The organism is Streptomyces sp. NPDC059989 (genome assembly GCF_042736975.1).
Classification (GTDB): Bacteria; Actinomycetota; Actinomycetes; order Streptomycetales; family Streptomycetaceae; genus Streptomyces.
On sequence record NZ_JBHWUO010000001.1, the window covers coordinates 351,770 to 372,043 of the forward strand.

A 20,274-nucleotide genomic window follows, 5' to 3' on the forward strand; every position below is an offset into this window, starting at 1 on the left:
CCGAGAGGGACCATCGGCGCACAACAGGGAACGACACGGCGAGGGGACGGCGAGGCACACCGGATCACAGTCCCCACCCCTTAACGGTTGAGGGGTGGCCGCAGAACGATCACGCACCATCCGCAGGGACCGACCACGGTCGCCCCTTGACCAGGAAGGCACAGACGTGACGATCACGCAGTACAGCCCGACCGAGGTGCAGAACCTCATCAGTCCCGAGCTTCGGGCCCAGCTCATCAAGGACGTGCGCAAGACCTGGCCCGACCTCACCGACCACCTCGGTGAGCGAGGCGTCAACCAGATGGCGGCCTTCCTGGCCACCAGCACCCGCACCGAGGAGCCGCTGACGCCCTCGCTCCGCGTGGACGTGTTCTGGCACGCCTTCGTCCAGCGGACACTGCCCTACGTCGCCTTCTCGCGGGCCCTCGGCGTGGACTACATCCACCACGTCCCCGACGAGGACGAGGACGGCACGGACCCCGAGGGCGGACGCGCCGCCATGGCCGTGACGACGGACTCGATCCGCGCGGCCGGGTTCACCGTCGATGCCGAGTTCTGGCCCAACGAGGGCGCGGCGGACTGCTCGCAGTGCCACGCTGGTTGTACCGACAGCCCCGTAGGCGGGAAGAAGTAACACCGCACATCAGCCGGCCAGCCGCCCGGCTCCCCATGCCGGGCGGCTGCGCGCGTGAACGAGAAGGGAAGCGAAGTGTCTGACACCCGTAGCGCGGCCTGGGACGAGTACGCGCACAGCAAGCCCCAGAGGCGCCCGACAAACGCCCGGGGCGAGACCACGTGGTTCAACTGGACTCAGTACGCCGACCACGGTCCCGGGGCAGAAGTGCTGGCGTTGAAGCCGGGTGACAGCGTGCTCGACCTCGGGTGCGGTTCCGGCGGGAACGCAGCCCACCTCGCCACCATCGGCATGAAGGCCGGAGGTATCGACCTCTCCCCGAAGCAACTCGCGAAGGCACGGGAGCGGTGGCCCGACGTGGACGGGATGGCACTGCACCAGGGCGACGCCCTGAACTACCTCGGGGAGACCTTCACGGTCTTCGACGCGATCTACAGCGTCTTCGGCGCTGCCTGGTTCACCGACCCCGGTCTCTTGTTGCCGATCGTGCACGCGAACCTCAAGCCAGGCGGGGTGTTCGCTTTCTCCCAGCGGCCCCCTGTCGAAGGCTGCTACGGCTGTCAGGCCTCGTACATCCCCAAGGGCCCGGACGAAGACCCTGCCATCGTGAAGCGGTGGGACTTCGAGCCCGACATCTGGTCTTTGCTCCTCAAGGAGTACGGCTTCCCCAAGGTGACCGCTACCGTCCTCCCTGCCTCGGAGACGGACAAGCGGACCACCGGCACGCTGCTGGTCCGTGCTGTACGCGGTGAACAGGCTCAGCTGTTCTAGGGCGGCGCCTTGCACCTAACGCGACCTCGCCGTCGAGGAGGTCACTCCGGACCAGGTGGCGGCGTACGAGCCCGTCTACAAGCTCTAGGCCTGGTCAGGCCGGGACGGGTTCCCGGGTGGGGGTTTCGAAGGGGGGATAGGACTGCCGGCTCATGCGTTCGGCCGCGTCGACGTACTCGGCGAGGGCGGCGCGGGACTGGGCGAGCCGGTCCATCTGGTCGTCGAGGCGCTGAAGGCGTGACCGCATCGCGGCCAGCAGTTCGGGGCAGCCGAGCAGGACCGGGGTCTCGCCCACCGCGCAGGGCAGCAGGTACGCGATGTCCTCGGAGGACAGGCCGGCGCCGAGCAGGTGCCGGATCTGCTTCACGCGCAGCACGGCGGTCTCGTCGTACGCGCGGTACCCGTTCGGGTGGCGGTCGGCCTCCAGGAGGCCCTGGGCCTCGTAGTAGCGCAGCTGATGGGTGTGGACGCCCGTGCGGCGGCTCAGTTCTCCGATGCGCATCGAAACCCCTCTTGACCTTCAGACCGGTATCAACGTTGACGATGCTGCCATGAACGACGAACTCGTTGCACCCGTAACTCCCTTAACTCCCGTAACAGTCATCGGACTCGGCTTGATGGGCCGGGCGCTCGCCGGCACGTTCCTGAAGGCCGGGCATCCGACAACCGTGTGGAACCGTACGGCCTCCAAGGCCGACCAGCTGGTGGCCGAGGGCGCCCGGCTGGCGCCGACGGTGGGCGACGCGCTCAAGGCGGGGTCCTTGGCGATCGTCTGCGTCACCGACTACCAGGCCGTGCACGAGCTGCTCGGCGCGAGCGACGTCGAGCTCGACGGCACGATGCTGATCAACCTGACCTCGGGCGACTCGGCCCAGGCCCGGGAAACCGCCCGGTGGGCCGAGCAGCGCGGCGCCCGTTACCTGGACGGCGCCATCATGGGCATCCCGTCGACGATCGGCACCGCCGACGCGATCCTCCTGCACAGCGGGCCGCCGGCGGACTTCGAGGAGCATCGGGCGACGCTCGACGTGCTGGGGACCGTCACCTATCTCGGTGCGGACCACGGGCTGGCGTCCCTGTACGACGTGGCCGGTCTCGCCATGATGTGGAGCGTCCTGAACGCCTGGCTCCAGGGCACGGCCCTGCTCAGGACGGCCGGTGTCGATGCCTCGACCTTTGCGCCGTTCGCGCAGGAGATGGCGGCCGGGGTGGCCGACTGGCTGCCCGGCTACGCCCTGCAGATCGACAGGGGCTCCTTCCCGGCCGAGGTGGCGGCCCTGGAGACCGACGCGCGGGCGATGGCGCACCTGATCGAGGAGAGCGAGGCGGTGGGCGTCAACGCCGAACTGCCCCGGCTCTTCAAGGCGATGGCGGACCGCGCGATCGCCGCCGGGCACGGCGGGGAGCAGTATCCCGTGCTGATCGAGGAGTTCGGCAAGCCCGCCGCCGACGGCTGACCGTTCCCGGGCGGCTACGCAAGGCGGGCGGTCAGCCAGTCCGCCGTGGACGGGAGCCAGGCGGGGCGGGCGTTGCCCAGGAGGTGGTCGCCGTACGGGACCAGGTGGTACTCGCCGTGCGGGGCGTCGCGCGCGAGGAGTTCGCCGTTCTCCGCACCCGGGACGATGTCCTGGCCGCCGTCGACCACGAGGAGCGGGCAGGGGATGCGGGAGGCGGTCTCGCGCAGGTCCACGGAGGCCGTGAAGCGGTGGGCGGCCTCCGGGGAGCCGGCGCGCTGGGCGAGGGTTTCGGTGACGAAGGGCGGGAGCTCGTCCCAGAGCAGGCGGTGGGGGCCGCTCACCGTGGCGGCGGCCCGGATGCGGGGCTCGTGGGCGGCGCCGAGGGCGGCGTAGTAGCCGCCCAGGCTCAGGCCGATGACGCCGATCGCGCCGACCTCGGCGCGGGACTCCAGGGCGTCCACGGCCTCGGTCAGGACCCGGTGGTAGTCCGCCCGGACGGTGGTGCGGGCCGCCAGGGCGCCCTGCCCGGGGCCGTCCATCGCGAAGACGGCCGTACCGCGGGCCAACAGGGCGTCGGCGAGGTCGTGGAACTCCTCCTTCGAGGAGTCCAGCCCCGGGACGATCACGACCACCGGCGACGGCGGGCGGTCCCCGGCGCCGGCCGGGAGGCGGAGCCTGCCCGTGAAGGACGGGCCCTTCAGCCGTACGGAATCCGGCTCCAGCAGGGCCATGGCCCGGTCCATCGCCGCGTCCGCCTCGGCCGCCGTCCGTGCGGCGAGCGCACGGTCGGGGTGGGGGAGCAGGCCCGCGCAGTGGAACCAGCGCGAGGCGTGGCGGTAGGCCTCGCCGGCGGAGCGCACCCGGCCGGCGCGCTCGTACGTCTCGGCGTTCCGGTGGTGGCGCAGGCCGGCCTCGCGGAAGGCGGCGGGCCAGTCGTGGAGGGAGGTGAGGGGGCCGGTGACGCGCTCGTACTCGAAGGGGTCGAGGCCGGCGCCGCCGGTCCGGGAGCGGTTCATGGCGACGAACTGCGGGGTGATTCCGGGCAGGTCGAGGAAGGACACGGAGGGCCCCTTTCAGAAGAGTCAGGAGAGCCAGGGAGTCAGGAGCGCCAGGGAGTCAGGAGAGGGTGAGGACGGCGTTGCCTCGGATGCGGCGTTCGCGCAGGTCGGTGAGGGTGGCGTCGGTCTCCGCCCAGTCGGCGACGCGGCCGATCTCCGGGTGCAGGCGGCCCGACGCGACCAGCCGTACGAGGGTGGCGAGGTCCTCGCCGTACGGGGTGTCGGAGTCCGCGTAGTGGAAGTGGCGCAGGGTGGCCGACTCGGGCCCCTTGAAGAAGTCGAAGAAGTCCAGGGTGACGGGCTTGCGGCCGGCCTGGCCGAACCAGATCAGCGTGCCGCCGCGCCGCAGCCGGGCCAGCGCGGCGGGCAGGGCCGTACCGCCGGTGGACTCCAGGACGAGGTCGAACGGGGTGGACGGGGCGTAGGGGGTGTCCGGGGCGTACGGGGCGTACGGGGTGTCCGGGGTGTCCGGGGCGTACGCGCCTTCGGCGTCGGCGGGGTCCCGGACCACCTGGACGGCCCCCAGCTCCAGGAGCCGGTGCCCGCGTTCCGGCGCGGCGGTGACGGCGGTGACCTCGGCGCCGGCGGCGGCCGCGAGCTCGGTGAAGTAGTGCCCGACCCCGCCGGAGGCGCCGGTCAGCAGGATGCGGCGGCCGGCGACCGGCCCGGCGGTGCGCAGCAGCCGGAGCGCGGTCAGGCCGGCCAGCGGGAGCGCGGCGGCCCGGACGGCGGGCAGGGAGTCGGGGAGTACGGCGAGGGCGTCGGTGGGGACGGCCGCGTACTCCGCCCAGCCCGCGGCCGGCGGGTGCCCGACCACGCGGCGGCCGACCTCGGGGCCCGAGCCGTCCGCGGCGCTCCGGACGACCAGGCCGGCGACGTCCTTGCCGGGGCGCCAGCCGGGGGCCGGGGCCTCCAGCTGGAAGGTCTCGCCCCGGTTGACGGAGTACGCCTCCACCTTGACCAGCGCCTCGTCGGGGCGGGGGCGGGGCTCCGGGACCTCCTCGCGGACGACGCCGGGGCTGGTCCGGCCGGTCGGTACGAACGCTCTCATCGGTTTCCTCGGGTCGGGTGGGCGGGTGGTCCATTGGCTGGTCCATTGGCTGTGCCCAGGAGAACGGGGCGGGGTTCGGCCGGTCCAACAACCTGCCGCGGGCATCGACAACCATCGGTTGTCGCCTATGGTCAGGGCCATGGAGGAGCTGGAACTGGATCTGGAACTGGATCTGGACCTCGGGCAGGTCAGGGCGTTCGCCGAGGCCGCCGGGTCCCTGCACTTCGGCCGGGCCGCCGCGCGGCTGGGCATCAGCCAGCAGGCCCTCTCCAAGCGCATCGCCCGGCTGGAGGACCACCTGGGCGTACGGCTCTTCGAGCGCACCGGCCGCGCGGTGACCCTGACCGGGGCCGGCGAGGCCTTCCTCGTACCGGGCCGCCGCGCCCTGGCGGCCGGGCGGCTCGCCGTCGCCGCCGTGGCCCCGGCGCGGCGGACGCGGCTGCGGATCGACGTGTGGGGCCACCTCTACGACCCGATGCGCACGCTCGCCCTCATCGCCGACGCGACCTCCGGGCCCGGCCTGGAACCGGGCGCGGGGCGGGACTTCCCCTCCGTGGCCGAGGCCCTGCGGCGCGGCGAGGCCGACGCGGGGTTCGGGCACGTCCTCGACGGCGCCGAGGGGCTCACCCGCCACCTGGTCCGCCTGGAGCCCGTGGACGTCGTACTCGGCGCCCGCCACCCCCTCGCCGGCGCGGCCGCGCTGCGCCCCGCCGAGCTGCGCGACAGCGTGCTGCGCTACCCGGCGGACCCGGCCCGCCTCGGCTTCCTCAGCCGGTTCGCCGAGCGGTTCGGCGTCACCGCCCGCGAGAGCGGGCCCAACCTGGGGCTCGCACCGCTCCTCGCACACCTGCGGGAGCGCCCGGACCACTTCACGCTCCTGCCCGCCGATCTTCCGCTGCCCTCCGGGGCGGGGGTGCGCGCGGTGCCGCTGGTCGAGCCAACTCCCCTCTACGCCTGGTCCCTTGTCTGGCCCGCCGCGCAGGAGCCGGCCGGCCTCGACGCGCTGCTGCACGCCTGCGCGCGGCTGGCGGCCGAGCGGCGCTGGCTGGAGTACGACCCGGCGCGGGACTGGCTGCCGGCGCGGCCGGGCGGTGGGAGGGCCTGACGGACCTGACGGACCTGACGGACCTGACGGACCTGACGGACCTGACGGACCTGACGGGCCTGACGGACCATCGCCTGAGGGTGATGGTGTCCGTGCAGGTCAGGGGGGTGCGTACGCCGGTTGCGCGGCGTGTCCGCGGCGCGTCACGAGCGGGGCAAGTGGGGGTGCGGTTGCGGGTGGTGACGGGGTGTCGGTGAGTGGACGGTGACACGTCCCATGTCGCCACTGTTGTCCCCAGAACAGGAGAAGTCTGTTGCGCCGCTTCATCCGCTACACCGTCCCCGCCGCCCTCTGTGTGTCCCTGCTGGCCGCGTCCCCCGGCCTCGCGGGCGCCGCCAATGCCCCGGAGCGGCCGCCGGCCCCCGTCGCCGGGAAGGCCGTCCCCGGAGCCGAGGCGCTGCTCGCGCAGGTCCAGTCGCTGGGGGCCCTCGGCGGGCTCCTCAAGCCCGTCACCGACCTGCTCGCCGCGGTGCTCAAGTCGCCCGACGGCAAGATCCCGGAGGCGGACCTGGCCGCCCTCAAGGAGAAGGTCGACGCGGCCCTCGCGGAGCTGAAGAAGAGCCTGCCGCCTGCGCCGGCGCTGCCGTTGCCCGTGCCGGCGCCGGACCTGCCGGTCAAGCCGCCCGTGGACCTGCCGGTCCCGGCGCCGGACCTGCCGGTCAAGCCGCCGGTGCCGCTGCCGCTGCCGGTGCCGGTGCCGGTGCCGCTCCCGGTGTCGGCCCCGGCGGCCAAGCCCGTATCGGCCGAGCCGGTTTCCGCGCGGCGGATGGATGCGGCGACCGATGCGCTCGACAAGCTCAAGGCGGCGGTCGACGGCCTCGTCAAGGTCGCCGGGCCGTGCGGTTGCTCGACCGACGCCAAGGCCAAGGCGACTGACGTCGTCACGAGTCTGATCGCTGCGTTGGTCGCCCTGCTCACCGGGCTGGGTCTGCCGCTGCCGCCGCTCCCGGTGCCGCTGCCCCTGCCCTGACGCGGACCGGCTGCGGCGCCGCTGCCGGGGGCTCTGCCCCCGCACCCCCGCGCCTCAAACGCCGGCGAGGCTGGATGTGGCTGAGGCCTCTGCCTGCGTGCGGCTGCATGTGCCTCCGCCGGCGCCACATCCGGCCCGCTTGGGCGGAAGTTGGTACTACGCGCACGTGCGGCCTGAGGCGGGCCACATCCAGCCCCCGCTTGGGCGCAAGGTGGTGCTACGCGCACGTGCGGGCTGAGCCGGGCCAAATCCAGCCCCGCCGGCGTTTGAGGCGCGGGGTCTGGGGCGGAGCCCCAGGGCCCGGCGGAGCCGGGCTTCGTGGTCCCGCTCCCGCGCCGCGCGGGCCCGGCGGAGCCCCAGGTCCCGGCGGAGCCGGGCTTCGTGGTCCCGCTCCCGCGTCGCGCGGGCTCGGCGGAGCCCCAGGTCCCGGCGGAGCCGGGCTCATCGGCCCCGGTCCCGCGCCGCGTGGGCTCGGCGGAGCCGGGCTTTGCGGGCCCGGCACAGCCGCAGCGCACGCGCCCCCGTGCCACCGCGCGACCGCGCGGGCCCCCTTGACGGGTGCCGGTGGCAGGGAGACGCTCCCCGGGTTCGGGCGCTGGGATTCGCACGGTTGCAGCTGGGGGGCCGCGATGCCGGAGGAGTCTGTCCAGACGGTGGGGGAGCTGCGGGCGCAGCTCGTGGTGCAGGGGGCGCGGTGGTCGGTCATCGAGCACCTGGCCGACGAGGAGCCCGTGCCGCGGCCCTCGCTCGGCCTGGAGCCCGGGGCCAATCTGACGCCCGCCGAGGCGGTGCGGGAGGTGGACCTGCGGGCGCTCATCGGGCGGGAGAGCGCCAATCCGCACCTGACCCGGCGCAGGGCCGCGCACGGGCTGTTGGACGGGGTGTTGGACGGGGTGTTGGACGGGGTGAAGTCGGCCGCGGCCCGGCCCGTCGCCGTGGACTGGCGCAGCCGCTGGGGATGGCCCTGGATCACCAAGGTCAAGGACCAGAACCCGTGCGGTTCCTGCTGGGCCTTCGGCGCCGCCGGCCTGGTGGAGTCCATGGCCCGCATAGAGCACGACGTATGGGCCGAGCGGTCCGAGGGGGACGTGCACGACGGGCTGAGGTTCACCTGCGGGCAGGGGTCGAACCCCGAGACGGCCCTGGACTGGATCAAGACCAACGGCGGGCTCGCCGACCCGGACTGCTGGCCGTACAGCACCCCGCCCGCCGGCCTGCCCGCCGCACGCCGCGACGCCTGGCGCGCCGAGTACACACCGAGCTGGGACCGCTCGGGCCGCACCGTCCGGATCAGCGACTACGTCCGCCTCGGCGACGTCGAGCAGCAGAAGGTCTGGCTGGACACGGTCGGCCCGCTCACCGCCTGCTTCGACGTCTACGACGACTTCTTCGGACTCGGGGCCGGGGTCTATCACCGTACGAGCGACCGACTGGCCGGCGGGCACTGCGTGTTGATCGTCGGCTACGACGACGCGGCCGGCTGCTGGCTGTTCAAGAACTCCTGGGGGACGGGCTACCACGTCGGCGGCTACGGCCGGATCGCCTACGGCGAGGTCAACATCGACTACTGGGCCAAGTGCGGCCTGCGCGGCACCAACATCGACCCGTGGAGCAAGCGCCGCCTGCACACCGGCAACGTCTACGAGAGCGGCAACGGCCGCGCCCACCGCAACTTCGAGCTGCTCGCGACCGCGGGGGCCGGCCGCCTCCAGCACTGGTGGCGCGAGGGCGACGCCCCCTTCGCGTGGGCCCGCGCCGGCACCTTCGCCAACGACGCCTCCGGCCAGCCCGCCTTCACCGGGACCACCTACAACCGGAACATGGAGTCCCTGCACGTGACCACCGGCGGCCGGCTGCGCCACTGGTACTACGAGCAGTCCGCCGGCGTCTGGCGCGACGGCGGCGCCTTCGGGCCGGGCGACGCGGCCGTCGGCTCGACCCCGGCGTTCATCCAGAGCGACTACGGCAAGCCGGGCAACTTCGAGGTGGTCGTCCGGACCGCCGACGGCCGCCTGAACCACTGGTGGCGGATCAACGGCGCCCCCTGGACCTGGAACGACGGCGGCCGCTTCGCCTCCGGCATCGCCCACTACGGCCCCGCCCTGATCCAGACCCGCGGCCGCCACCTGGACCTCGTCGCCGCCCGCACCGACGGCCGGATGCAGCTGTGGTGGCGCGACGACGCGAACGGCTTCGCCTGGCGGGACGGGGAGGTCTTCGGAGCCGGCGTGACGTCCGAGCCCTGCCTGATCGAGGGCCAGTACGGCGCCGCGGACGAGGACACCGCCGGGAACTACGAGCTGTGCGTGGCCGTAGCGGGCGGGCGCGTCGAGCACTGGTGGCGCGGCAACGCGGGCGGCGCGGCCTGGAGCCGCAGCGCGGTCTTCGGGCACGACGTCCTGGCGGTCACCGGGATGCTCCAGGGCAGCTTCGGGTTCAACCTGGAAGTCGTCGTCCAGCGCACCGACCGGCTGCTCCAGCACTACTGGAGGGACGGGGCCGGCTGGCACGAGGGGGCGGTGATCGGTCCGGCCTGAGGCCCGGGAGGAGCGCGCGGTGGAGGTACGCAGGGTGGTCCTGGCCCCCGGTGAACCGTACGAGCTGCGGCTCACCGGGCGCGGCGCGCGCGGGTACGTGTGGACCTGGCAGGTCACGGGTGACGCGGACGCGGTGGCGGTCACCGAGCGGCCGCCCCCGCCGGAGCCGGTGCTGCCGGGTGCCACCGTCGACCGGGTCTACGTGGTCAGCGGCCGCGCGCCGGGCGGGCGGGCCCGGATCCGCTTCGCGCAGGTCCGGCCGCCCTACCCGCAGGAGGCCCCGTACGACGAGTTCGTGCTCGACGTGACCGTGACCGGCGGCACCTCCACAGGCACCGTCATCACCGCGACCTGAGGGCCCATTGCTGTACGGATTCCAGCGGGCCGCGGTCGAAGCGGCGCAGCCACAGCCACGATCCGGCGGCCAGCACCAGGCCCACGGCCGCCCACAGGCCCATCACCCACCAGGGGCCGCTGCCCGCGAACCGCTCGGCCAGGCCCAGCCCGAAGCCGTAGCAGAGCAGCATGCAGAGCAGGTTCTGGGCGACGTAGCAGGACAGGGCGGTGCGGCCGACCGAGCCGAGGGCGGTGACCACGGGTCCCGGGACCCACAGCCGGTCGAGGGCGATGCCGATCAGGCCGATGTAGCCGACGGCGACCAGCGGCGCGATGCCGTAGCGGCTCAGGAAGGCGTAGTCCTTGCCGCCGAGGGTGGCCGCGCAGGCCAGGGGCAGCCCGAGGCCCAGGCCCCAGGCGGCCATCCGGGAGCGGATGCGCCGGCCGGCGCCGGTGGGGGTGAAGGCCCCGGCGCGGTGGAGGCGGACGCCGAGGAGGAAGAGGAAGACCAGCAGTGCGAAGGAGAAGACGGGCTCGATGCGCAGGGCGGCGAAGTGCTCCAGGCGGAAGGCGATCTGGGCGCCGTAGCCGCCGTGGGCGTACAGCTCCACCGCATCCGGCTCCGGGGCCTTCGGCCCGGAGCCGGGCCGGCTCACGTCGTCGAGCGTGACCAGGGCGACGAGCGCCAGGTGCACTCCGGCGGCCGTCCACATGACGCGCCGCCGGACCTTCTCGGAACGGGCCAGCAGCCACGCGACGAGGAGGGCGGTGACGGCGTAGCCCATCAGCACGTCCCAGGCGAAGACGAGGACGAAGTGGACGGTGCCCTCCAGGAAGAGGAAGGCGGCGCGGCGAGGGTAGCGGCCGGGCCAGGGGGCGCCGCGGCGCGCGGCGGAGTCGTACTGGATGGCCAGCCCCACCCCGAACAGGACGGTCAGCAGCGCCAGGAACTTGCCGTCGGCGAGGGAGCGGAAGAGGGTCTCCGCGAGGTTCGCGGCGGACAGGTCGGCCGAGGGGTCCGGCGTGCCGAGCCCGCCCTGGAGCACGCTCCACTCCGAGCCGGGGGCGGCGAAGATCCAGACGTTGGTCATGAGCGTGCCGAGGATGGCGGCGCCGCGCAGGACGTCGAGCAGCGGGAGCCGGGTCTTGGGCGCGGCCGCGCCGGGGGCGGTGAGCAGGGTGTCGGCCATGCATTCAGCGTCCCGGCGCGCGGGGGCCCGTACGTCCTGCGGGTGAACGAAGCCGCGGTACACCTTTCGATGCAGTTCGATGCGGTGATGCGGTCTTGGATGCTGAGACGGCATACGGGTGTATGCCTCATGTATCTATGCTGTGCGCATGCCAGCCCCCGTCCCGGCTTCCGCCCCCGCGCCCGCCCCCGCGCCCGCCCCGGCCCCCGCGCCACCCGCAGCCGACCGCGTCTACCGGCACATCAAGCAGGGCGTCCTCGACCGCCGGTACGAGGGCGGCACGCTCCTCACCGAGGGAGAGGTCGCCGAGGCGGTGGGCGTCTCGCGCACCCCGGTGCGCGAGGCCCTGCTGCGCCTGGAGACGGAGGGGCTGATCCGGCTCTACCCGAAGAAGGGCGCGCTGGTCCTGCCCGTGTCGGCGCAGGAGATCGCGGATGTCGTCGAGACCCGGCTGCTGGTGGAGGAGTTCACCGTGCGGCAGGCCGTCCCGGCACCGGCCGCGCTGCTCGCGCGGCTGGAGGAGCTGCTGCGGGCGCAGGAGCGGCACGCGGACAGCGGCGACCTGGCGGCCTTCGCGGTCGAGGACCGCTGTTTCCACGCCGAGATCGTCCGGCACGCCGGCAACCAGATCCTCTCCCGTCTCTACGACCAGCTGCGCGACCGGCAGCTGCGGATGGGCGTCGCGGTGATGCACGCCCACCCCGACCGGGTCGCGCAGAACCTCGTCGAGCACCGCGAGATCCTGACGGCCCTGCGGGAGGGGGACGCGGACCGGGCGGCGGCGAGCGTACGGGCGCACCTGGGCAGGGTCGGCACCCTGATGCGCGGCGACGCCCGGTGAGCGGGTCGAGCGGGTCGAGCGGGTCGAGCGGGGCGGGCGGGGTGGGCGGGGTGAGCGGGGTGAGCGCCCTCGATCCGCCGGGGGGGCGGAAGGCCTTCGCCGTCTGGGGCATCGGCGTCGCCGTCTACTTCGTCGCGGTGATCTTCCGTACCAGCCTGGGCGTGGCCGGACTCGACGCCGCCGACCGCTTCCACGTCAACGCCTCGGCGCTGGCCACCTTCTCGCTGCTGCAGCTGCTGGTCTACGCGGGCATGCAGATACCGGTGGGCCTGATGGTGGACCGGCTCGGCACCAAGAAGGTGCTGACCCTGGGCGCGGTCCTCTTCACTGTGGGGCAGCTCGGCTTCGCGCTGTCGCCCTCGTACGGGATGGCGCTCGCCGCGCGGGCCCTGCTGGGCTGCGGCGACGCGATGACCTTCATCTCGGTGCTGCGGCTCGGCACCCGGTGGTTCCCGGCCCGGCGCGGGCCGCTGATGGCGCAGCTCGCCGGGCTGGTGGGGATGGCGGGCAACCTCGTCTCCACGCTCGTCCTGGCGCCCGTCCTGCACGGGGTCGGCTGGGTGCCGGCCTTCGCGGGCAGCGCGGGGGCGGGGCTGATCGTGCTGGTTCCGCTGGTGCTGTTCCTGCGGGACCACCCGGAGGGGCACGAGCCGGTGGCCGCGGTGCGGGGTGGTGGCGCCGGCGGGGGCTTCGTCCGCCGGCAGATCCGGGAGTCCTGGGCGGAGCCGGGCACCCGGCTGGGCCTGTGGGTGCACTTCACCACGCAGTTCCCGGCGATGGTGTTCCTGCTGCTGTGGGGGATGCCGTTCCTCGTCGAGGCGCAGGGGCTGTCCCGGACCACCGCGGGCGGGCTGCTGACGCTGGTGGTCGCCTCGAACATGGCGCTCGGGCTGGTCTACGGCCAGGTCGTCGGCCGCCGCCAGTCCTCACGGATCCCGCTGGCCCTGGGCACGGTCGGCCTGACGGCGCTGCTCTGGGGCTCCGTCCTGGTCTACCCGGGGGACCGGGCGCCGATGTGGCTGCTGATCACCCTGTGCCTGGTCCTGGGCGGCTGCGGCCCGGCGTCGATGATCGGCTTCGACTTCGCCCGCCCGGCCAATCCGGCGGAACGCCAGGGCACCGCCTCCGGGATCACCAACATGGGCGGCTTCCTCGCGTCGATGACCACGCTGCTGGCGGTGGGCGTCCTGCTGGACGCCACCGGGGACAACTACCGGATCGCCTTCTCGACGGTGTTCGTCCTGGAGGCGCTCGGCGTGGCCCAGATCCTGCGGCTGCGGCCCGCCGCCCTTGCCCGGGAGACGGCGCGCACGCGCATCACGATCCCGGCCCAGTCGGCCCCCACGGGTGCGGAGTCCTTGCCGGGGGTCGCGGGACGCGAGGCCCGGTAGCCCGACCGGCTGCGGGGCCGCTGCCGTGGGCTCCGCCCCCGGACCCTCCCCCAGACTCCGTCCGGGGGGACCCCCAGCGCCTCAATCGCCGGCGAGGCTGGATTTCGGCTGATGCCTCTGCCTGGGTGCGGCTGCACGTGCCTCCGGCGGCGCCTCAATCGCCGGCGGGGCTGAAATTGCCCTCCGGGCAATCCAGCCTCGCTTGGGCGGAAGGTGGCGCTACGCGCACCTGCGGGCTGAGGCGAGCCAAATCCAGCCCGCTTGGGCGGAAGGTGGCGCTACGCGCACCTGCCGGTTGAGGCGGGCCAAATCCAGCCCCGCCGGCGTTTGAGGCGCGGGCTCGGCGGAGCCCCAGGTCCTGGCGGAGCCGGGCTTCGTGGTCCCGCTCCCGCGTCGCGCGGGCTCGGCGGAGCCCCAGGTCCTGGCGGAGCCGGGCTTCGTGGTCCCGCTCCCGCGTCGCGCGGGCTCGGCGGAGCCCAAGGTCCCGGCAGAGCCGGGCTTTGCCGCCTCGGCCCCCGCTACGGCTACGGCGTAACGGAGAAGTTGGACAGGATCGCGTCGGCCAGCTCCGTGTCGCCCTCGACCTTCACCCGGTCGGCGACCGAAGCCGCCCGGACCCGCCCGGCGGCAAGGCGGACGTACGTCTCCCAGTCCAGCGTCAGCGACACCGCCGGGCCGAGGGACGGCGCCTTGTCCAGGGTCCCGCGGCCCTCCGCGTCGACCCGTACCGTCCGCATGAACTCCAGCGGACCGTGCACGTCGATCACCACCGCCGAGTTCGCCGGCGCCCCGGCCCGTTTCGCGACCACCTTCGGGAGCCCGGCCAGCAGGAGGTCCCGGGCCACGTACGCACCCGGCGAATCCCAGTTCCCCGGCACCCGCAGCGCCGCCCGCAAGTCCTGTTCGTGGATCCACACGTCGAACGCCCGCAGCCGCAGCGCGTGCTCCAGCGTCACCTGGTCGCCCAGCGGCCCCCGCACCAGCGTGGCCGGATCCCGCTTCTCGTTCCGCAGCTGCCGCGAGCGCCGGATGATCGTGTACTCCAGCTCGGAGGTCATCTCCGGCGCCGTGTGGTGGCGCCGTACGTCGACCTGCACCTCCATGTACCGGCTGAACTCGTCCACCACGTGCCGCAGATCCCGCGCCACGGTGTGGATCGGCCGCGGGTCGCCGAGCTGCTCGCATTCGATGCCGATGATGTGTGACACGACGTCACGGACCGACCATCCGGGGCACGGCGTGGCCCGGTTCCACTCGCCCTCCGGCAACGGGAGGACCAGCTCGGATATCGCCTCGATGGAATGGGTCCACGCGTCGGCATAGGGCTGGAGGCTGGGATGGACGGTCAACGGGACCCCTCGCGTGCTGTTCAGTGGCGCGTTCTGGAAGCTCTGGACATCGGAGACTCGGATTCCAAAACTACGCTGCCGGTGAGCACCCCGGCAGTGCTTTCGTGTGACGATCGTAGGCCCGAGTTGACGGCTTGAATGCCAGGACGGTGGTAGTGTGCGCGCCTCGCTGATCCAAATCGCAGTGAATGAGGGCGAGTCGGTGTCTTCCCGGCGGGCCCGTGCGGCCGACCTCGTACGGGACCAGGCCGGCTCGGACCTCGTGGTCCTGCCGGAGCTGTGGACGGTCGGGGCCTTCGCCTACGAACAGTTCGAGACGGAGGCGGAACCGCTCGACGGACCGACCTACGAGGCCATGTCCAAGGCCGCGCGCGACGCCGGCGTCTGGCTGCACGCCGGCTCGGTCGTGGAGCGCGCCGGCGACGGCTCGCTCTACAACACCACCCTCGTGCTCTCCCCGGCGGGCGAGCTGGCCGCCACCTACCGCAAGATCCACCGCTTCGGCTTCGACCAGGGCGAGGCCGTGCTGATGTCCCCGGGCGACTCCCTGACCACGGTGGAGCTGCCGGAGCAGACCCTCGGCATCGCCACCTGCTACGACCTGCGCTTCCCCGAGCTGTTCCGCGGGCTCGTCGACGCCGGGGCCACCACGATGGTCGTCGCGGCCGGCTGGCCCGCGCGCCGCCGCGCGCACTGGACCCTGCTGAGCCGGGCGCGCGCCGTGGAGGACCAGTCGTACGTGCTCGCCTGTGGCCTGGCCGGCACCCACGCGGGCGTCGAACAGGCGGGGCACAGCCTGGTGGTGGACCCGTGGGGCGAGGTCCTGGCGGAGGCGGGCCCCGGCGAGAGCGTCCTGACGGTCGACCTCGACCCGGCGAAGGTCGCCGACACCCGCGCCCAGTTCCCGGCCCTGAAGGATCGGATGCTGGGCCTCCGCCCGCCGCGGCGCTGACCCGGGGCGGGGCGGGGTGCGGGGCCGCGTGCCGCGTGCCGCGTGCGGTGCCGGGTCGGGTGCGGCGCCGCTGCCGGGGCCCTGCCCCGGACCCCGCGCCTCAAACGCCGGCGAGGCTGGATGTGCCTCCGGCGGCGCCTCAAACGCCGGCGAGGCTGAAATTGCCCTGCGGGCAATCCAGCCCCGCCTTGGCGGAAGGTTGCGCTACGCGCACATGCAGGCCCAGGCGGGCCAAATCCAGCCTCGCCGGCGTTTGAGGCGCGGGGTCCGGGGCGGAGCCCCAGGTCCCGGCGGAGCCGGGCTTCGCCAGGGCGGCTACGCCTCCTCCCGCTCCTTCTCCGCCATGCGGATCACGCACACCGCGACCGCGATCAGGAGCGCCGCGTCCGCGTCGTCCCGGATCACGTCCACCGCGTACGTCTCGCGGATCCGGTACCACTGGCGCGAGATCAGCGCGAGCAGCTCGCCCTCGTACTCGACCTTGAACTCCCGGTCCAGGATCCGCCCGCTGACGTCGAGTTCGGTGCCCTCGACCAGGGTGACGCGGTAGTGGTTGCGCAGGAGGGAGAGCCGCTTCCTGCGGATCACCGCGAGCCGCAGCTCGTCCCGCTCCAGCGTCATCGCGTCGCGGAAGCCGAACAGCTTTTCCCGCAGGGTGATCAGGATCCGCCCGTCCGGATCCTTGAGCTCCAGGGTGTCCCGGAACCGCAGGGCCTTCCCGTCGACGAGGAAGGCGTGGCGGCCCTCCTCGTCCTCGATCCAGTAGTCGTCCCCGATGGCCAGCATTTTGTCCCGTACGAGGTATTTCATGCGCTGATCCGTGCCCGCGATAGGTTGCCCGCATGCCTCTGCTCTACGTGACCGACCTGGCGTACCCGGCGCGCGGCCGCCGCTACTGCGACGAGGACATAGTCCTCACCTCCCGCCTGCGCGAGCACTTCCCGCTCGCCCTGTGCCATCCGCGGGACGCGGAGGCCCTCATGGCGGGCGGCTTCGACGCCGTGATCGTCCGCAACAGCGGGCCGGTCCTGCACTACCAGGAGGCGTACGACTCCTTCCGCGCGGCTGCGCTCGCCGCCGGGACCCGAGTCTACAACCCGCTCACGGGCCGCGGCGACATGGCGGGCAAGCAGTACCTCCTCGACCTGACGGCCGCCGGCTACCCGGTCATTCCGACCGTCGACGACCCGGCCCGGCTGTCGGAGCTGCCGCAGGTCCCCTCGTACGCGGTCAAGCCCAAGCAGGGTGCCGACTCCATCGGCCTCACCTTCACCGCGACCCCGTCCGGCCAGGCCGGGGAGATCCTCATCCAGCCGCGCATCGACTTCGCCTACGAGGTGTCCTTCTACTTCGTCGACGACGCCTTCCAGTACGCGCTGTACGCCCCGGACCCGGACCGCCGCTGGGAGCTGCGGTCCTACGACCCGACCGGGGCGGACCTGGCCTTCGCGCGCACCTTCATCGAGTGGAACACCCTCAGCCACGGCATCCAGCGGGTGGACGCCTGCCGCGCCCCCTCCGGCGAGCTGCTCCTGGTCGAGCTGGAGGACCTCAACCCGTACCTCTCCCTGGACCTGCTCCCGGCCGGGACCCAGGACGCCTTCGTCACCGCGCTCACGGGCTCGCTGCGTTCCTTCCTGGCCTGATCCCCGTCCTGATCCGGGGTTGGCGGAATGCCTGCGTCAGGCTGTGGGGCTTCGGCACACTGCGAGGAGGGCCGTCCGACGGCTGCGCCCCCTCGCCCCTAGGAGCCTCTGGTGTCGTCGCAGGAACTCGACTTAACGATCACCCCGGAACAGGCCGCCTACGGGGTGATCCTGACCGTGACGCTCCCGAGCGGGCCCGCCCGCCTGCGCATTCCGTCCGGGACGCGGGACGGTGAGCTGGTGCGGGCGCGGGTCGGCGGTCAGGAGGTGCTGGCGCGGATCAGGGTGGCCGGCTCGGCCCAGGCTCCGACACCCGCCCCGACACCCGCCCCTGCTCCGACACCCGCCCCCGCCCCTACGCCGATACGGTCCCCCTCGCCGTACATCCGCCAGGACCAGGCCCCGACCCAGGTGCAGTCCCAGGTCCCGGGCTGGCCGGCGGCCGGGGCCGCGGGCCCGCCGCAGTCCGGACAGCCCGCCAGGAAGGGCGCCGCCGGCTGCCTGGTGGCGGTCGGGGTCCTGGTGGCCGTGATCATCGGGCTCGTCGTGGTCGGCTCCGGAGACGACACCGACAGCAAGGCGTCGGCCTCCTCGACGTCCACGCCCACGGCCACGGCGACGGAGACACCCAGCTCGACGGCCAGTTCCTGGATGCCTTCCCCGTATCCGTCCTACACCCCGTCCAGCCCGTCCTACAGCCCCAACCCCGCGCCCAGCCCCTCGTACAGCCGCACGTACCCGGCCACCCCCGCAGCGCCCAGCGCTGCCGCGCCCACCCCGTACGACCGGGGCACCTGCCTCAACGGGACCCTGCCGGACTCGGAGACGGCGCAGCGCGTCGACGACGTGGAGGAGGTCTCCTGCTCGGCCTCCGACGCCCACTACCGGGTGATCGGGAGCATTCCGATGACCTCCGACATGGACCGCTGCGACGACTACCCCAAGACCGAGTACGCCTTCTCCCACCGCTACACCCTCAACGGCGCCGTCATCAACGAGTACGTGTACTGCCTGGTCGGCATCGGCTCGTACTCCCGCGGCTGACCCCTCAGGGGCCGCCGCGAGCCGGCCGCGGCCCCCGCCGAGGGCGTTGTCGTACGGGCGTGACCGGGCGTTCATGCGCGGATGGCAAGCTTGAAGCATGAACGATGCCGCACCGGCGCCCACCCCCGCGCCCGCGCCCCGACGTGCCCGTCTCCGTGCCCCCGAGCTGATCGGCAAGGGCGGCTGGCTGAACACCGGCGGGAAAGAACTCACCCTCGCCGATCTGCGGGGACGCATTGCGATCCTCGATTTCTGGACCTTCTGCTGCATCAACTGCCTGCACGTGCTCGATGAGCTGCGCGAGCTGGAGGAGAAGCACCGGGACACCGTCGTGATCATCGGCGTGCACTCGCCGAAGTTCGTGCACGAGGCCGACCACGCCGCCGTGGTCGATGCCGTCGAGCGGTACGAGGTGCACCACCCCGTGCTGGACGACCCCGAGCTCGCGACCTGGAAGCAGTACGCCGTACGGGCCTGGCCCACGCTCGTCGTGATCGACCCCGAGGGGTACATCGTGGCGCAGCACGCCGGCGAGGGGCACGCGCACGCCATCGCGCGGCTCGTCGAGGAGCTGGAGGCCGAGCACGAGGCCAAGGGCACCCTGCGGCGCGGTGACGGGCCGTACGTGGCCCCCGAGCCGGTGGCGACCGATCTGCGGTTCCCCGGGAAGGCGCTCCTGCTGCCCTCCGGGAACTTCCTGGTGTCGGACTCGACGCGGCACCAGCTCGTGGAGCTGGCCGCCGACGGCGAGGGCGTCGTACGGCGGATCGGGAGCGGGGAGCGCGGATTCACCGCGCAGAGCTTCAGCGAGCCGCAGGGGCTGGCCATGCTGCCCGACGGCCGGGTCGTCGTCGCGGACACCGTCAACCACGCGCTGCGCACCTACGACCCCGCGACCGGGGCCGTGGAGACGGTCGCCGGGACCGGGCGGCAGTGGTGGCAGGGCTCGCCCACCTCCGGGCCCGCCCTGGAGGTGGACCTGTCCTCGCCGTGGGACGTGGCCTGGTGGCAGGGCCGGGTGTGGATCGCGATGGCCGGTGTCCACCAGCTGTGGACGTGGGATCCGGAGGCGGGCACCGTGCAGGTCGCCGCCGGCACGACCAACGAGGGCCTGCACGACGGGCCCGCCGCCGAGGCCTGGTTCGCCCAGCCCTCCGGGCTCGCGGCGGCCGGGGACCGGCTGTGGATCGCCGACTCCGAGACCAGCGCCCTGCGGTACGTCGAGGACACCCCGGACGGCTACGTGATCCGGACCGCCGTCGGCACCGGGCTGTTCGACTTCGGGCACCGCGACGGGGAGGCCGGCCAGGCCCTGCTCCAGCACCCGCTCGGGGTCACCGCCCTGCCGGACGGCTCGGTCGCGGTGTGCGACACGTACAACCACGCGCTGCGGCGCTTCGACCCGGCGACCGGGCAGGTGACGACGCTCGCCACCGACCTGCGCGAGCCGAGCGACGCCGTGCTCGCCGGCGAAGACATCGTGGTCGTCGAGTCGGCCCGCCACCGGCTGACCCGGCTGCGGCTCCCGGAGGAGGCCGTACGGGTCGAGTCCGTGGCCCACCGCACGCAGCGGGCCGCGACCGAGGTGGCCCCCGGCACGCTCCGCCTCGACGTGGTCTTCCGGGCTCCGAGCGGGCAGAAGCTCGACACCCGCTACGGGCCTTCGACGCGCCTGCTGGTCTCCTCGACCCCGCCCGGGTTGCTGGCGGCGGGGGAGGGGCCCGGGACCGACCTCTTCCGCGAGCTGGCCCTCGCGGACGGCGTCACCGAGGGGGTCCTGCACGTCTCCGCGATGGCGGCCTCGTGTGACGACGACCCGGACAACGAGTACCCGGCCTGCCACGTCCACCAGCAGGACTGGGGCGTGCCCGTCCGGGTCTCGGCCGACGGCGCTTCCCGGCTGCCCCTCGTCCTCGCGGGGATGGACGACGACGAGGGGTGA

Annotated in this window: 19 protein-coding genes; 13 read left to right on the forward strand and 6 right to left on the reverse strand. The window is 73.4% G+C overall.

The annotated features are described in order from the left end of the window. The first annotated feature begins 166 nt into the window (after window positions 1-166). Together ACFWBN_RS01680 and ACFWBN_RS01685 are read left to right on the forward strand one after the other, a co-directional pair. A complete protein-coding gene (locus tag ACFWBN_RS01680; protein ID WP_385168799.1) occupies window positions 167-634 on the forward strand; it encodes a hypothetical protein in 468 nt (155 codons plus the stop codon). A 75-nt stretch (window positions 635-709) separates the two neighbouring features. Continuing rightward, window positions 710-1,405: a class I SAM-dependent methyltransferase gene (locus tag ACFWBN_RS01685; protein WP_385168802.1), complete on the forward strand. Its 696-nt coding sequence runs from the start codon at window positions 710-712 to the stop codon at window positions 1,403-1,405. A 94-nt stretch (window positions 1,406-1,499) separates the two neighbouring features. Here the strand turns inward: ACFWBN_RS01685 and ACFWBN_RS01690 are convergent, their stop codons facing one another. Beyond that, entirely contained in the window at window positions 1,500-1,907 is a 408-nt protein-coding gene (locus ACFWBN_RS01690) for a MerR family transcriptional regulator (RefSeq protein ID WP_385168805.1), read from the reverse strand. Window positions 1,908-1,956: 49 nt separating this feature from the next. Between ACFWBN_RS01690 and ACFWBN_RS01695 the strand changes: the two genes are divergently transcribed. Further along, window positions 1,957-2,862, forward strand: coding sequence for an NAD(P)-dependent oxidoreductase (locus tag ACFWBN_RS01695; RefSeq protein ID WP_385168807.1), 906 nt, complete (start codon window positions 1,957-1,959; stop codon window positions 2,860-2,862). A gap of 14 nt (window positions 2,863-2,876) precedes the next feature. Here ACFWBN_RS01695 and ACFWBN_RS01700 read toward each other — a convergent pair whose 3' ends face one another. Then, window positions 2,877-3,923 carry an alpha/beta hydrolase family protein gene (locus ACFWBN_RS01700; protein ID WP_385168810.1) on the reverse strand — a complete coding sequence of 349 codons (1,047 nt, stop codon included), beginning with the start codon at window positions 3,921-3,923 and terminating at the stop codon, window positions 2,877-2,879. A 55-nt stretch (window positions 3,924-3,978) separates the two neighbouring features. Then, entirely contained in the window at window positions 3,979-4,971 is a 993-nt protein-coding gene (locus tag ACFWBN_RS01705; RefSeq protein WP_385168813.1) for a zinc-binding dehydrogenase, read from the reverse strand. 139 nt (window positions 4,972-5,110) lie between these two features. Here ACFWBN_RS01705 and ACFWBN_RS01710 point away from each other — a divergent pair, with 139 nt between their 5' ends. The 4 genes from ACFWBN_RS01710 (at window position 5,111) to ACFWBN_RS01725 (ending at window position 9,938) form a co-directional block, all read left to right on the forward strand. After that, the gene (locus ACFWBN_RS01710) at window positions 5,111-6,076 is read left to right on the forward strand and encodes a LysR family transcriptional regulator (RefSeq protein WP_385168816.1); all 966 of its coding nucleotides are present in this window, start codon (window positions 5,111-5,113) and stop codon (window positions 6,074-6,076) included. Between the two features lie 253 nt (window positions 6,077-6,329). Continuing rightward, the gene (locus ACFWBN_RS01715) at window positions 6,330-7,046 is read left to right on the forward strand and encodes a hypothetical protein (protein WP_385168819.1); all 717 of its coding nucleotides are present in this window, start codon (window positions 6,330-6,332) and stop codon (window positions 7,044-7,046) included. 629 nt (window positions 7,047-7,675) lie between these two features. Next, window positions 7,676-9,583, forward strand: a complete 1,908-nt coding sequence (locus ACFWBN_RS01720; protein ID WP_385168822.1) for a C1 family peptidase — start codon at window positions 7,676-7,678, stop codon at window positions 9,581-9,583. 19 nt (window positions 9,584-9,602) lie between these two features. Beyond that, window positions 9,603-9,938: a hypothetical protein gene (locus tag ACFWBN_RS01725; RefSeq protein ID WP_385168825.1), complete on the forward strand. Its 336-nt coding sequence runs from the start codon at window positions 9,603-9,605 to the stop codon at window positions 9,936-9,938. Here ACFWBN_RS01725 and ACFWBN_RS01730 read toward each other — a convergent pair. Then, entirely contained in the window at window positions 9,925-11,109 is a 1,185-nt protein-coding gene (locus ACFWBN_RS01730) for a DUF418 domain-containing protein (protein ID WP_385168828.1), read from the reverse strand. The two genes, ACFWBN_RS01725 and ACFWBN_RS01730, sit on opposite strands and share 14 nt — an antisense overlap. Before the next feature lie 148 nt (window positions 11,110-11,257). On the opposite strand from ACFWBN_RS01730, the gene ACFWBN_RS01735 reads away from it, so the two are divergent. Together ACFWBN_RS01735 and ACFWBN_RS01740 are read left to right on the forward strand one after the other, a co-directional pair. Beyond that, complete coding sequence (locus tag ACFWBN_RS01735) at window positions 11,258-11,950, forward strand: GntR family transcriptional regulator (protein ID WP_385168831.1); 693 nt, start codon at window positions 11,258-11,260, stop codon at window positions 11,948-11,950. A gap of 59 nt (window positions 11,951-12,009) precedes the next feature. Then, the gene (locus ACFWBN_RS01740) at window positions 12,010-13,341 is read left to right on the forward strand and encodes a nitrate/nitrite transporter (RefSeq protein ID WP_385168833.1); all 1,332 of its coding nucleotides are present in this window, start codon (window positions 12,010-12,012) and stop codon (window positions 13,339-13,341) included. Between the two features lie 524 nt (window positions 13,342-13,865). On the opposite strand, the gene ACFWBN_RS01745 is transcribed toward ACFWBN_RS01740, so the two are convergent. Next, the gene (locus ACFWBN_RS01745) at window positions 13,866-14,690 is read right to left on the reverse strand and encodes a maleylpyruvate isomerase family mycothiol-dependent enzyme (RefSeq protein WP_385168836.1); all 825 of its coding nucleotides are present in this window, start codon (window positions 14,688-14,690) and stop codon (window positions 13,866-13,868) included. A gap of 157 nt (window positions 14,691-14,847) precedes the next feature. Between ACFWBN_RS01745 and ACFWBN_RS01750 the strand changes: the two genes are divergently transcribed. Then, entirely contained in the window at window positions 14,848-15,642 is a 795-nt protein-coding gene (locus ACFWBN_RS01750; protein WP_385168839.1) for a carbon-nitrogen family hydrolase, read from the forward strand. 315 nt (window positions 15,643-15,957) lie between these two features. Here ACFWBN_RS01750 and ACFWBN_RS01755 read toward each other — a convergent pair whose 3' ends face one another. Next, window positions 15,958-16,452 (reverse strand): LURP-one-related/scramblase family protein, encoded by a 495-nt coding sequence (locus ACFWBN_RS01755; RefSeq protein ID WP_385168841.1) that lies wholly within the window; start codon window positions 16,450-16,452, stop codon window positions 15,958-15,960. Between the two features lie 32 nt (window positions 16,453-16,484). Here ACFWBN_RS01755 and ACFWBN_RS01760 point away from each other — a divergent pair, with 32 nt between their 5' ends. The 3 genes from ACFWBN_RS01760 to ACFWBN_RS01770 all read left to right on the forward strand — a co-directional run bounded on the left by ACFWBN_RS01760 (window position 16,485) and on the right by ACFWBN_RS01770 (window position 20,274). Next, complete coding sequence (locus ACFWBN_RS01760) at window positions 16,485-17,288, forward strand: hypothetical protein (protein ID WP_385168844.1); 804 nt, start codon at window positions 16,485-16,487, stop codon at window positions 17,286-17,288. Window positions 17,289-17,399: 111 nt separating this feature from the next. Beyond that, the gene (locus ACFWBN_RS01765; RefSeq protein ID WP_385168848.1) at window positions 17,400-18,332 is read left to right on the forward strand and encodes a hypothetical protein; all 933 of its coding nucleotides are present in this window, start codon (window positions 17,400-17,402) and stop codon (window positions 18,330-18,332) included. A 97-nt stretch (window positions 18,333-18,429) separates the two neighbouring features. Continuing rightward, the gene (locus ACFWBN_RS01770; protein ID WP_385168851.1) at window positions 18,430-20,274 is read left to right on the forward strand and encodes an NHL domain-containing thioredoxin family protein; all 1,845 of its coding nucleotides are present in this window, start codon (window positions 18,430-18,432) and stop codon (window positions 20,272-20,274) included.